The sequence below is a fragment of the Enterococcus sp. 1001283B150225_161107_E12 genome, assembly GCF_015556925.1.
GTDB classification, from domain to species: Bacteria; Bacillota; Bacilli; order Lactobacillales; family Enterococcaceae; genus Enterococcus_B; species Enterococcus_B mundtii.
Map to the genome: position 1 here is coordinate 54663 of NZ_JADNNI010000010.1, position 13382 is coordinate 68044.

The window sequence follows — 13382 nt, forward strand, 5'->3', positions numbered from 1 at the left end:
AAACGCCTACTTTTCTTTAAATTTGAATTTTGACCAAGGGTGGACGAAGGATAGTAACAGTTGTTCATCCGCCACAATGGCACCCACTTTATTTTTTCTTGGATCTTGATGTGGCGTTAATACGATCTGCAATTCATTCTTATATTTCCCAAAGCGATCATTTCCAACAACGACATCTCCCACTTGAAACATTTCTTCATTGTCATGAGGAGGATTAGCATCAGCTTGATACGTTTTTCTCACTTCTGTTGAACGGATCACTTGCGACGTGATATCTCCTCTGCGAACGTGTTGCTCATCTAAGACGATCGTTCGTTCGACTTCATTGGTCTGAGGAAGAAACTCAATAGCAAAAACAGTCTGATACCGATCAACTGCACCTAACGCTTGCAACTCTTCTTCTGAAGCATACGCATTGCCGATAATGACATCATCGATAAGATTAGTCGCAAATAAATGTTTAGCCGCTGGAACAACACCTAACTGGCGATGCATTTCCAATGTTGGTAAGCCATCGTTCACATCCCAAGGACCGATTGTGCCCGTTTGAGAAGTAATAAAAGCGGCAGTACGGATGCCTTGGCGTTTAAATCGGCGACTGCATGTTTCAAAAAATTCATAAGGAAGTCCAGTTCCTGCTTGAGGATAAAAATTATGACACCCGTATAAAAAAGGGGTATTCGCTTGATGGCTCAAAATATTTTCTAAATAAGCCACATCATTGCTCATATTCAATTCAATTGCTAACTGGTAAGGATTGTAAGTCAGTAGCGCTTCTTTTCGGCCATCAAAGCCTAAATCTAAACGAATCCCATCTGCACCCAATTCATGAAAGAAACTCATGTCATCATATGAAATATTCAACTGTTCGAAAATCGATGGTGCGACATCTAAAATCGTTTCAAACCCAAGTGATGCAGCGTATTCGATCAATTGTTGAAATTTCTGTTTGACTTGTTCTGTTCCCTCCGTCACTTCTAGCATACTCATAAAAATTCGAGTAAATCCATATTTATGTGCCATTTCGAGATAGGCACGATCTTCTTGCGGATTGCTGTGATCAGGATAAAGAGAGATTCCTAGTGAACGTTTCATATTAACTCCTGCTTTCTTTTCTATTTACTCGTTCGTGATACCATCTGTGATCTGGACAGAGGCTTGCTCTGCTTGTTCTTCTTCTTTCTCCTGTGCCAGCTGTTGTTTCTCAAATACTTTGAAGAATGGATAATAGATCGCTAAAGTGATAAAGAAGTTGAACACGACTAAGACACCCGCAGCGACGCTCCAATTGGTACTCATCCAAGCCGCAAATGGCGCTGGTATCGCGAAAGGCAACCGTGCCACCATCATTGGCACTAAACCACTTACCGTAAGGACATAAGAAATTGTTGTCGTTACTAAGGGTGCGACAATAAATGGGATGCCCAATACTGGATTCATGACGATCGGTGCCCCAAAAATCATTGGTTCATTGATATTGAACAAACCAGGAAGGATCGACAGACGTCCTAAGCTTTTCAGATACTTGGATTTGGAGAACATGAATAGCACGACTAATGCAAGAGTCGTACCTGCCCCACCAATCCAGACAAACCATTGTAAAAATTGTTCTGTAAAGATATTTGGCATATCATGTGCATTGGTTCCTGCATTGAATGCGTCGATATTTTCAGCAATCGAGATATCCCAAAACGGACGAATCACCGGTCCCATGATAGCCGGTCCATGAATCCCTAATACCCAGAAGAAACAAATCAAGAAAACCGTAAGTAGTCCACCAAATAAACTGTTCCCTGCTAACACGCCTTTAAGTGGCATCAACAATTGACTCAAGAAACCATTCAAGTCAAAGCCAAGCAAATGACGGATGACCCAAAAGAAAATCAAGATCACTGCTCCTGGGATCAATGCAACAAATGAATTCGTCACTTCTGGCGGCACACCATCTGGCATTTTTATCGTGATTTTCTTTTCAATAAAGAAACGATAGATCTCTACAGTCAAAATCGCTGTTACGATTGCCCCAAATAAAGAACCTGAACCAAGATTTGCAATATTGATATAGCGTCCAGCGGTTATCCCTTCAAGATCTTCCAACACTTGAGTTGGTGGCGCAGCTACGATCAGAAAGGACATCAAGGCTAAAATACCGGCAGTTAATGAATCTAAACGATAGCTCTTTGCTAATGAAGAGGCAATCCCAAATGTGGCGTATAAAGCTAAGATTCCCACTGTATATCGAAATGGGATATCTAAAATTGCCCGATATGGTTCAATGACTGCTGCAACCGACGCAATCGGGATGTTCAACAATATCGTAAAAAATGAACCAACGATCGTTAATGGCATTGTCGCAATGATTCCTTTTCGAATCGCTGTCATGTGACGCTGTGTACCAATCCGATTCGCAACAGGCATGATTTTTTGTTCGATCAACCCTACAAATTTATCCATTTGTTACTCCCCCTTATTTAAACATTATAATGTTTAAATAAAAGATAACATATTAATGATATAATGTAAACATTTTCATTATAATATATGATTATTCTGACAAAAAGAGACTGAGACAATCAGCCTCTCCCACCTCCTGAAACCGAATAAACGGCGGGAACAGAAGTATCCTCTTCGAGAAACAAGGCGCCATCCACAAAAATTTGAAGAACAATTTTCATGGATGACGCCTTATTTCTCGAGGCTACACACTTCTGCCCCGACCTCATTGCGATTGTCTATGTTTCGTAGTTGATATGATAAGGATGTAGATCCGTATGATAAATTGCCTCTGAATACTCGACTACTTCTCGATCTTCCGTCGTTGATCGACGTACACGCTTGATCCCGATTTCTGAAGTCGTCTTTAATAGTGCTTTTTCTTCATCTGTTAAAAACGTAGCAGAAAAGTCATCTGAAAAAGAGTCGATAATGTGATTGTTCTGTGTGAGCAACCGGTACAAAGATTCTTTATCAAATTCTTTTTGTTTCATTTTATTCATGTCTTTTGGTAAATAGTGAACAAAATAGATATATGGTTGGTCATTTAAATAGTACAAACGCTTGAAGCATACCGCAGCTGAACCAAACATCGAATATAATGGATGATCTTTTTTGATACTGATTTTTTCTAAACCAATCGTTTCTTTGCGAACCTCGTATTGGGAATCTTTTAAGATCTGAGTAAAACTTTCGGCTTTAGATAAACGATTGTAAGGACGATTGCTTAATACTGTCGTTCCCCGACCACTTTTCTTTTCGACATATTCATCTGTAGCTAATAACTCGATGGCTTTTCGCACAGTGATTTTACTCACTTGGAACAATTCTTCTAACTCATTTTCAGTCGGTAACATACTCCCCACCGGATACTTTCCTGAAAAAATATCCTCTTTGATCTTGTCTGCTACTTCTAAATATAATACACGCGTTCTTTTCATAGCTTCACCTTTCACCTTTATGTTAGTAAAAGAATAACATAAATAAACAAAAAAAAGAATAGAAATATTGATAATTGGTCTACCTATGTACAAATAATAAGCTTAGACATAACAAAACGTCTAAGCTTATTACCCTACTTTTTTCGTACCTTTGTTATATCCTTGTTTTAATAACATAATTGCCGATTATAAAAACAAGGAGAATTTTATCAGAAATTTCAAACAATCATTAAATTTGTAAGGACTTTTGTGGTGAAAGGCCTTTCTATAAAAATGGCCCAGTCGTTATTTATCCTAATTCTTCGCCGTTCGTTTTAATGACTTCCTTGTACCAGTCAAAAGATTTTTTCTTGGTACGTGCTAACGTCCCATTTCCTTCATCATCAAGGTCGACATAAATAAATCCATAGCGTTTACTCATTTCCCCTGTAGATGCACTAACTAAATCGATACAGCCCCATGGTGTGTAGCCCATCAAATCGACCCCATCAGCAACTGCCTCAGCCATTGCTTCGATATGACGACGCAAGTAATCGATCCGATAATCATCATTGATTGAGCCATCTTCTTCCACTTTATCGATCGCACCCAAGCCATTTTCAACAATAAACAGTGGTTTTTCATAGCGGTTATATAATTCGTTCAACGCCACGCGCAATCCTTCAGGGTCGATTTGCCAGCCCCACTCACTTGCTTCAAGGAATGGATTCTTCACGCCACCTAGTAGGTTTCCATTCGATGTATCGGCATCTGGATTGGTTTCATCGATAGCTGATGACATATAGTAACTAAACCCGATATAATCCACTGGATACTCTTTTAATAATTGGAAATCTTCTTCTGTTTGTTCTAGTTTTTCCGCGTCCACACCATATTTCTTATACGTACGTGCTGTATAGGCTGGATATTCGCCGCGAACTTGCACATCTGTACAGAAGAAGTTGAACTCTTGATTTTGGATCAATGTAGCCACTTGATTGATCGGGTTTGCATCAATACTATAGGTCGTTGCATAAATGATCATACAGCCTACTTGGATATCCGAACGCAACTCATGTGCGATCTTCACCGCTTTACTGCTAGCGACAAACTGATTATGCCATGCTTGGAAAATATTTTGGTAGTCACTTGCGCCATTGCTTTTGACCAATCCTTGACTCAATGCTGGGAAATGGAAAGCTGAATTGATTTCATTGAACGTCATCCAATATTTCACTTTGCTGCTGTAACGTTCTAACACGGTGCGAGCAAAACGTTCATAAAACTCAATCAACTGACGATTTTTCCACCCACCGTATTCTTTTGCTAAATGTAATGGCATTTCATAATGAGAAATCGTAATGACTGGCTCGATATCATAACTCAAGCAAGTATCGATCAATTCATCATAGAAAGCTAAGCCCGCTTCATTCGGTGTTTGCTCATCACCTTGGGGGAAAATTCGTGTCCAAGCAATGGAGAAACGATAACTTTTAAAGCCCATTTCTGCAAATAATGCAATATCTTCTTTGAAGTGATCGTAATGTTCGATTCCACGATGATTCGGATAAAGGTATTTCTCCTCATCGATCGTCCAATCAAATTCTTCGCTCCCTATGATTGCAAAACGTTGTTTGCCACCAGGCATTGCATCGGCGACAGATAAGCCTTTTCCATCGCGGTCGAACGCACCTTCTAATTGATTTGCGGCTGTTGCGCCACCCCATAAAAAGTCTTTTTTGAATCGTGCTGTCATGATTGTTTTCCTCCTTTTATTTTACAATTGCCAGAAAATCTTCATTAGCAATAATTTCTTGTTGATTAAGTTCTAACACATCTGCAAAGTGATCGGTATTCGTTACGACTACAGGGGTGATCACGCTATAACCTGCTGCTTTTATTTTCTCAATATCAAAGCGGACAAGCAAGTCCCCTGCTTTTACTTTATCTCCTTGTTTCACAAATGTTGAGAATCCTTCACCGTTTAATTCGACAGTATCCATTCCGATATGCATCAAAATCTCTACACCATCTGTGGTTGTCAAACCAACTGCATGACCTGTTGGAAAAATCGTCGTGATTTCGCCATCTGCCGGTGCAACTAATTCGCCCTTCTCAGGATCGATTGCAATCCCTTTTCCCATTGCCCCAGAAGAGAAGACTTTATCTGGTACTTCTGTCAGTGGTAAGACTTTTCCAGTCAATGGACTTTTCAAATTCTGACGTGCTGTGCTGATCGTATCCCCTGTTGTTGTTTCTGTTGCTTCTAATTTTTCATCTTGTACTTCTTCATCAAAACCAATCAAGTAAGTACCGACAAAACCAAGAACAAAAGCAACTGCTGTACCAATGATCGCCATGGTTACACTTGATTCAAGCGCTGGATCGGTACTGATAAATGTTGGGATGGTCAGTAAACTGATCAAACCACTAGAGAATGCTTTTACGCCAGCAAACCCGATGATTCCTCCACCAATCCCACCGGAAATACAGGCAACGATAAATGGTTTTTTCAAAGGTAACGTCACACCGTAAACAGTCGGTTCAGTGATTCCAAAGAACGAAGTAATCATTGAAGAGATCCCTAATGAGCGTAATTTTGAATCTTTCGTACGTAAAGCTACACCTAATGCTGCACCACCTTGTGCCAAAATTGCTGGTAAAAGCATTGGCATCAAAACATCAAAGCCATATTGTTCGATATTCAAGAAGATGATTGGCACAAAGCCCCAGTGCATCCCGAACATAACCAACACTTGCCACATGCTACCCATGATAACCCCAGCAACTAATGGACTGAAGCTATAAATCGAATTGAACAACCCACCTAAGGCATTACCGATAACGGTTCCAATTGGTCCTAATACTAAGAATGTCAAAGGCACCATGACTAACAAGACGATCATTGGTACAAAAATCATTTGTAAAAATTGTGGAATAACTTTCTTCACAAGTGGCTCAAACTTACTTTGTACCCAAACCGCTAAGATGATTGGAATAACAGAAGAAGTATAGCCTGATTGAGACAAGATCACTGGAAGACCAAAGAAATCAACTGCAACACCTGATCCTGCTAATTGCGTGATTGTTGGATAAACTAATGCCATCGCGATTGCTACGGACAAAAATTGATTGGTCTTGAATTTCTTTGCGGCTGTAAAGGCCAACATCACTGGTAGGAAAGTAAAGACCCCATCTGCTGCTGCAAACAAAATTTGGTAAGTGCCACTCTCTGCTGCCAGCCAACCGAGAACTGTCGCCAGTGATAAGAAACCTTTCAAAATCCCAGCAGCTGCCATGGCACCTAAGAATGGAGTGAAAATACTTGAAATAATATCGATCAAGCGATTCAAAGGATTTTTACTAGTATCCTCACTTTCTGAACTTGCCCCTTCTCCTAAGCCTTGTTCATCCACAATTGCTTGATAGACATCAGACACATTGCTGCCGATCACGACTTGATATTGTCCGCCACTTTGAACGACTTGGATGACATCGGGGTCATTTTTTAATTTCTGCGTATCTGCAATTGATTCATCTTTTAATTTGAAACGCAGTCTGGTCGCACAATGCACTAAACTATTAACATTTTTTTCTCCACCTACGGCTTCCCAGACTCTCCGTCCTACTGCTTGATTATCCATATTCTTTCCTTCTTTCTTTTTGATAAAAATAAAAAACCTAGATTGAAAAAACGGTCACGTGATTAGACGTGTCCATATTTTCAATCTAGGTTTTGCCTGCTTGATCCAGTAACAATCCTTATGATTGGGTTTGTTTTTCAGTTACTACACGTTGGATGTGGATCGTCAGGTAGATTTGTTCCCCTGGTCCCATCTCTTTTTGCTGTGTTTGTATCAGGTATTCATTGATCCGTTCCACACAGCGAAATGCTTTTGGATATTTTCCTTGGACAAGTGCATAAAGAAATTCATCTTTCTCATCCGAAGTTTCATCTTTTAAGTATCGTTGTGTGAAAAATTGTAAATGTGTAATGATCCGCTGATAATTTAAGGAATCTTCGTCAAAGGCGATGCCAAAAAATTTACTGATGATACTTAGGATATCTCGCACCATTTTCGTTGCCGCCATCGTTACTTGCATGTCGCCATTTCCCTGTTCACTATTGACGAAATGAAAGGCTATGAAGCCTGCTTCATCCATTGGTAAGGTCACACCGAGCTTTTCTTCAACAAGTTGAAGGGCTTGTTTGGCTGCTCGATATTCTTTAGGATAAAACTTTTTTGTTTCAAATAATAAAGGATTCGGTAATTCGATGTTTTCCTTTGCTCGACTGATCGCGTAATGGATATGATCGGTCAGTGTCAAATAGATGTTTGGCGATAATTGGATGTTTAGTTGTTCTTCGGCAAGGTCGACGATCTGCTTCACAAGATCGACCTCTTCTAATGGGACATCCGCCATCAATTGTTGGAACTGATGCGTAGTAAAAGAATCTTTTAGCACAAATTCTTTTTGGATCGATTCTTCAGAGATCGTATCGCCTGATTTTTTTTGAAAAGCAAGACCTTTTCCCATGCAGATGATTTCTTCGCCTAATTCATTTTTTGAAATGACAACATTATTATTCAAGACTTTTTCTATGACCATCTACATCGACCTCCCAACTAAAAAATAAAAAAACCTAGAATCCGCCCGTAATTACTAGCTGAATTCTGGTTTTGCCTGCCGAACAGTAACAATCCATTGATTAACTACGTTTACTATACCACTATCACATTTGTTATGCAACCCTTTTCATAGTTTTTATTTTTTTTAAAAGGTGAATAACTTTAAGCATCTTGACACAATGAATCCAATATACAAGCGATGAGAGCAACGAAAAAGGATAGAAATGAACGAGCCATTTCTATCCTTTTTCCTCTATTGTGATGTTGATGATCAGAATATGAAAAGCTTTTTTCTATCTTACTGCTCAGATCAAAACGTTTTTCTCACAACCTTGATAAACGGTGTTCAAGAAGCAACACTTCGGTCATAAGCCAAAAAAATCAAAAATGAAAAAGCCATTTTCAATTTTTCTGTCTTATGCCTTAGTGCTGATCGCTTCTTTCATAACCTTGACAAACAGTGTTCAAAAGCCAACTCCTACGATAATAAGGGCCTCCCTGAGAAAATATAGAAAACTATTTTCTCAGGGAGGCCCTTATTACTTGGAGCTGAACGGCTTTTTCACAACCTTACCTAAAACGTTCTCGTTGGCATGTCAAAGGCGTTTTTCATTTCTTGGGTGGCTTCTTTCATTGGTGTGATGCTTTCAAGTTCTCCTTGGACGACTAGGCGTGTAATGGCATCCATATCACCACAAGTGATCAAGGTGATCAATTCTTTTCCTTCTTCGATGTTCAATAATTCTGTTGCCGAAGGGTCGACTTTTTCTTTGAATGTCGCTTTGTACGTGTAGACGTTTTCCAAATCGACGATATAGATTTTATCACCTAAGTTTAGATTTTCTAACGGAGTAAAAAGTAATTCCGGATTGTTGGCACGATGACTTGCTAAGGCATAGTTGCCTTTCCCCATTTCTTGATCTGGGTCTAATGTTCCGGCACCGTACAATAAGTTTGCATTATCTAACCCTCTAAAAATCGGCAAATTGATCGAGACGGATGGGACGGCGATACTTCCAATGACTGGTAGATCTGGTCGATTCAATTGGGCTCTTAACACCGCTTCTGAACTCATTGATTCAACTGAATCAAAATCAAAGTTTGCCTCTTTTTGATTATTTTTGACAATATCATCACGAGTCACATTAGAAATAGCGTACGCATCTCCCGTATTTTTAACAAAAAAATCTTTGATCTGTTCATTAAAGATCAAGGCTAATCCTACTAATAATAGTAGAAACAATAGGAAATTGACCAGCCACTTTTTGGCTCTTCCTTTTTTTTTCATGTATCTTCCACCTTCCACGCTTATCTTCCTATGATAATTCTGTATATTTTTCTTTGCTGTTTTTACTTTTTTCTACTGGGTATTTCTGATTGTTTTTTTCTAATTTTTCTTCAATGATCGTATCGATATCTAAATTTAGATTGTCGGCCATCATATAAGAGTATATCAACACATCTGCTAGTTCTTCTTTGATTCGTTCAAGCTGAGTGGTGGTGACTTCTTCTGGTTGCTTCCATTGGAATAACTCTAATAACTCTGAGGCTTCTAAAGAAATCGAAATTGCTAAATCTTTTTCATTATGAAATTGTCGCCAATTGCGATCATCTCTAAATTGATTGATTTTTTCCATGCTTTTTTCCATTGATCTTCTCCTATTTTTAAATCAAGCTAAATTAATCATACCATGTTTAAAGTAAAAATAGTTTAGACTTATTTTAATAATGTTTTATATTTTTTATTATGTGGAGAAAATATGCGTATTATTTTTTCATCAAGGATAAAAGACAACTTGAGTTTCTTCAATGCCTTGCTATTACAAATCATAGGTACGTATTTTATGTAATGGGCCTGAGACACTAGTCATCTTATGCCCTTTAAAATCGAATAAACGGTGTTCCAGAAGCTGACCTTCAACAATAAGTTAGACAATTGTAAAATATGAATAACTATTTTTCAATTTTTTCTTACTGTTCAGGTCAAGACGCTTCTATCACAGCCTCAATTTAATCATATGTTAGAATATCCCTTTGATCCATTTACTATTGTTGTAAACTTGTTTTCAGATCTCTTACTCCTGACAAAGTCATCAAGACAAGGAAACTGATTAAATAAATTCCACTCAGAAATAGAATAACAGCCGTCAAACTATAATGGTCCATTAGAAACCCGATCACGATCGATGAAAAACCGCCTACTGCTCGACCTAGGTTCATGATAAAGTTATTCGCTGTCGCACGGATCTCTGTTGGATACAAACTACTGATGATCGCTCCATACCCACCATACATTCCGTTGATGAAGTAACCTACGACTACTGCTGCTGCGATCAAGCTCCATTGACTATGTGCAAGTACGAGTAAAAAGACAGACAAAGAGGAACAAATCAGAAACAGGCCAAATGCGAGGGTTGGACCAACTTTATCCATGATGATCCCAAACGTCATCATCCCTAATGACATCCCTAAAATCGTGCTGATCATCCATAAAGAGGACCCCGATACTGATAGACCTAATTGTGCCTGCATGATTGAAGGCAACCAATTCATCAATCCGAAGTAGCCGGCAATCTGTACAGTAACCATCAGACTAAGACCTGTCGTTTGCCATGCCATGTGTTTCGTTTGGAACAAATGACTAAGCTTTGTCTTTTTCCCAGTTTCTTTTGTTTCTTCAAATGCCTCTGGTTCTTTTAGCCCTCTTCGAATAAATAAAACCATCAAGACCGGCAAGACACCGATGACGTAAAGCATTTTCCAGCCAAACAAAGGAATGATCACCGCTGCTAAGATGGCTGCCAAAGCTGCACCAACTTGTGCGCCGATTGCAGCGACAGAAGATGCACGCCCGATTTGTTTCTTTGAAAAGCTTTCAGAAATCAAAGACATACATGCGCCGTATTCCCCACCAGCGCCGATTCCTGCGATAAAACGAAACAGATAAACAAGATAAATATTCGATGCAAAATACATGAGTAAAGAAGCAATCGAGAACAAAATGACTGTTTGCGAAAATACTTTGACTCTCCCGTATTTATCCGCCATCAATCCAAAAAAAATACCTCCAACGAGCATCCCTAAATTAGTGATTGTTGCAATCAATCCTGCTTGCGTTCCACTAATATTAAAAGTTGCGATCATTGAAGATAATGAAAAAGCTAAAAACATAATGTCCATATTTTCTAAAGCAATACCCGCTGATGTTGATAATAATACCTTTCGTTGATACTTCGTCATTTTTCTTCCCCTTTTCTTTAAATCACCCTAAATTGTTAAAATCATATCCAAAATCCAAGAAAAAATCAAGAACTTTTTCAGTATATGCGAAAAAATTTTGATCCTTCTTTTGTAAACGAATGATTTTTCCAATGGAAGGTGCTGTGAATAGAGCCCTTTCTCTTTACACTCATGAAAGCGGATGCTATATTTCTTGGTAGAAATGGCTTACTATTGTTTTCAGAATGGAGTTTTTGACAAATGGACAAACAAGAATTTTTAGAACAAATCAGTCATGGATTGATCGTTTCTTGCCAAGCATTACCTGGCGAAGTTTTTTATTCAGAAGAAGGTGGCTTGATGCCTTATTTTGCACTAGCTGCAAAGAAAGCTGGCGCAGTCGGTATTCGGGCAAATTCAGTCAGAGATATTTTAGAGATCAAAGAAAAAGTTGATTTACCGATGATTGGTATCATCAAACGGGATTATCCCCCTGAAAAACCGTTTATCACTGCAACGATGAAAGAAGTGGATGAATTAGTCGCCACTGGCGTCGAAGTGATTGCACTTGATTGTACCCTGCGTAAACGACACGATGGCTTATCGATCAGCGCATTCATTGAACAAATCAAAACGAAATATCCTAATCAATTATTTATGGCAGATATTGCGACCTTTGAAGAAGGAATCAATGCTTATAAAGCCGGGATCGATTTTGTTGGGACGACATTAAGCGGCTATACCGAAGAAAGTGAAGAAACAGAAGGGCCTGATGTGCAGTTGATCAAACGACTTCTTGAAGCCGATGTATGTGTGATTGCAGAAGGAAAGATCCACACACCCCAACAAGCGAAAGAAATCCAAGCGTTAGGTGTAGCTGGTATCGTGGTTGGTGGCGCCATTACCCGCCCACAAGAAATCACTCAACGATTTGTTGCTGCGTTAGATTGACAACACTTGAAAACAAAAAACCACTGTCTTTAAGTAACGGTTCACGCTGATCAGGGAGTGGGACATTCGTTCACCTCCCCCCACCTATAACCGAATAAACGGCGGGAACAGAAGTAACCTCTTATTATTGAAGTGCCCCTTCTTGAACGACGTTTATTCTATCTTAGACAGTAATGGCGTACTCCCCTAGATACTTTTTGCCTACACAAAAACGGTCTTTCAACACGTGCAAGGATGATTGCACGAATGGAAAGACCGTCTTTTCAGCCGGGGGGCTAAATAAAATATATGTTAAAAAAGAAAAAAATTTAGTTGGCTTTCATCTGTGCATCGAGTAATAACTCGTCAGGAAATTCACGAACATTAGCCATGGCACACTCACCAAAATAATCTGGTCCGTTCTTCCCTTTAAAATCAGATCCTCCAAAACAGTGGATATTGAAACGATCAACTAATTCCTGTACTTTTCGTTGATCTTTCAAACTATGTTCTGGATGATATTTTTCGATACCATCAATCCCAAACGAAGCCAGCTCAGGGATCAACTCGAAACTGTCGAGCTTTCCTGGGTGGGCAACGACGGACATCCCGCCACCGAGCTTGATTGCTTGGATCACTTCGTAGACATCGATCATTTCTGTCTCTTCTTGACCAAAATCATTATATTTGAATAATTTACGGTAAAGATGTCCATCAATCGATGTATCATATCCTGCTTTGATCAACGCAGACATGATGTGTTGTTTGTAAAGAGCGGTCGCCTGTTTCGCAAACTGTCTCACCTGCTCTTCTTTGATACGAAATCCTTCAGTTTGGATACGTCTCAACTGACGTAAGGTATTTCTTGTTCGCGCCGCACGCAACGGTTCACATAACTGTTCGATATACTGATAATTCAGTAGATTATACCCTAAGATATGTACCTGTTGCCGGCGTTTGAAATCATAAGCGGTCACTTCGATGCCTTCAATAAAATTGATTGGGGAAGGAGCGAAGACCTGTCTTATATGAGCTAATCCCGCCGAGGTATCTTGATCTACGACGGACAGGATATTCATGTGATGCTTCAATGCTAATTTGAGTAGTTCTTCTGGTGAACTGCTACCATCTGAAAAGTAACTATGGACGTGCAAATCTGCTTTCACTCGACGTTCTCCTCTCCTTTTTT

General features: G+C 39.3%; 11 protein-coding genes. 1 reads left to right on the plus strand and 10 read right to left on the minus strand.

Features of this window, described 5'->3' with window-relative positions:
* Positions 1-6 precede the first annotated feature (6 nt).
* From I2F89_RS09225 to I2F89_RS09265, 9 genes are all read right to left on the minus strand, one after another.
* Positions 7-1095, minus strand: coding sequence for a DUF871 domain-containing protein (locus I2F89_RS09225; protein ID WP_071867192.1), 1089 nt, complete (start codon positions 1093-1095; stop codon positions 7-9).
* Between the two features lie 24 nt (positions 1096-1119).
* Complete coding sequence (locus tag I2F89_RS09230; protein ID WP_071867193.1) at positions 1120-2454, minus strand: PTS sugar transporter subunit IIC; 1335 nt, start codon at positions 2452-2454, stop codon at positions 1120-1122.
* Positions 2455-2732: 278 nt separating this feature from the next.
* Positions 2733-3434 (minus strand): GntR family transcriptional regulator, encoded by a 702-nt coding sequence (locus tag I2F89_RS09235; RefSeq protein WP_010734698.1) that lies wholly within the window; start codon positions 3432-3434, stop codon positions 2733-2735.
* A gap of 289 nt (positions 3435-3723) precedes the next feature.
* On the minus strand, positions 3724-5169 hold the full coding sequence (locus tag I2F89_RS09240) for a glycoside hydrolase family 1 protein (RefSeq protein WP_195514238.1): 1446 nt from the start codon (positions 5167-5169) through the stop codon (positions 3724-3726).
* A 16-nt stretch (positions 5170-5185) separates the two neighbouring features.
* On the minus strand, positions 5186-7057 hold the full coding sequence (locus I2F89_RS09245; RefSeq protein WP_071867195.1) for a beta-glucoside-specific PTS transporter subunit IIABC: 1872 nt from the start codon (positions 7055-7057) through the stop codon (positions 5186-5188).
* A gap of 118 nt (positions 7058-7175) precedes the next feature.
* Complete coding sequence (licT, locus tag I2F89_RS09250; RefSeq protein ID WP_071867196.1) at positions 7176-8024, minus strand: BglG family transcription antiterminator LicT; 849 nt, start codon at positions 8022-8024, stop codon at positions 7176-7178.
* Positions 8025-8618: 594 nt separating this feature from the next.
* Entirely contained in the window at positions 8619-9332 is a 714-nt protein-coding gene (locus tag I2F89_RS09255) for a class A sortase (RefSeq protein WP_071867197.1), read from the minus strand.
* Between the two features lie 28 nt (positions 9333-9360).
* On the minus strand, positions 9361-9693 hold the full coding sequence (locus I2F89_RS09260; protein ID WP_074799850.1) for a nucleotide pyrophosphohydrolase: 333 nt from the start codon (positions 9691-9693) through the stop codon (positions 9361-9363).
* A gap of 397 nt (positions 9694-10090) precedes the next feature.
* Entirely contained in the window at positions 10091-11284 is a 1194-nt protein-coding gene (locus I2F89_RS09265; RefSeq protein WP_195514239.1) for an MFS transporter, read from the minus strand.
* A 240-nt stretch (positions 11285-11524) separates the two neighbouring features.
* Here I2F89_RS09265 and I2F89_RS09270 point away from each other — a divergent pair, with 240 nt between their 5' ends.
* Entirely contained in the window at positions 11525-12214 is a 690-nt protein-coding gene (locus tag I2F89_RS09270) for an N-acetylmannosamine-6-phosphate 2-epimerase (protein ID WP_195514240.1), read from the plus strand.
* 308 nt (positions 12215-12522) lie between these two features.
* Here the strand turns inward: I2F89_RS09270 and I2F89_RS09275 are convergent, their stop codons facing one another.
* Positions 12523-13359: a PHP domain-containing protein gene (locus tag I2F89_RS09275; RefSeq protein ID WP_195514241.1), complete on the minus strand. Its 837-nt coding sequence runs from the start codon at positions 13357-13359 to the stop codon at positions 12523-12525.
* Between the last annotated feature and the right edge of the window lie 23 nt (positions 13360-13382).

Bases quoted from the DNA above. Each gene is read 5' to 3' on its own strand.
- I2F89_RS09225 (WP_071867192.1), bottom strand. From the start codon at position 1,095: ATGAAACGTTCACTAGGAATCTCTCTTTATCCTGATCACAGCAATCCG.
- I2F89_RS09230 (WP_071867193.1), bottom strand. From the start codon at position 2,454: ATGGATAAATTTGTAGGGTTGATCGAACAAAAAATCATGCCTGTTGCG.
- I2F89_RS09235 (WP_010734698.1), bottom strand. From the start codon at position 3,434: ATGAAAAGAACGCGTGTATTATATTTAGAAGTAGCAGACAAGATCAAA.
- I2F89_RS09240 (WP_195514238.1), bottom strand. From the start codon at position 5,169: ATGACAGCACGATTCAAAAAAGACTTTTTATGGGGTGGCGCAACAGCC.
- I2F89_RS09245 (WP_071867195.1), bottom strand. From the start codon at position 7,057: ATGGATAATCAAGCAGTAGGACGGAGAGTCTGGGAAGCCGTAGGTGGA.
- licT (WP_071867196.1), bottom strand. From the start codon at position 8,024: ATGGTCATAGAAAAAGTCTTGAATAATAATGTTGTCATTTCAAAAAAT.
- I2F89_RS09255 (WP_071867197.1), bottom strand. From the start codon at position 9,332: ATGAAAAAAAAAGGAAGAGCCAAAAAGTGGCTGGTCAATTTCCTATTG.
- I2F89_RS09260 (WP_074799850.1), bottom strand. From the start codon at position 9,693: ATGGAAAAAAGCATGGAAAAAATCAATCAATTTAGAGATGATCGCAAT.
- I2F89_RS09265 (WP_195514239.1), bottom strand. From the start codon at position 11,284: ATGACGAAGTATCAACGAAAGGTATTATTATCAACATCAGCGGGTATT.
- I2F89_RS09270 (WP_195514240.1), top strand. From the start codon at position 11,525: ATGGACAAACAAGAATTTTTAGAACAAATCAGTCATGGATTGATCGTT.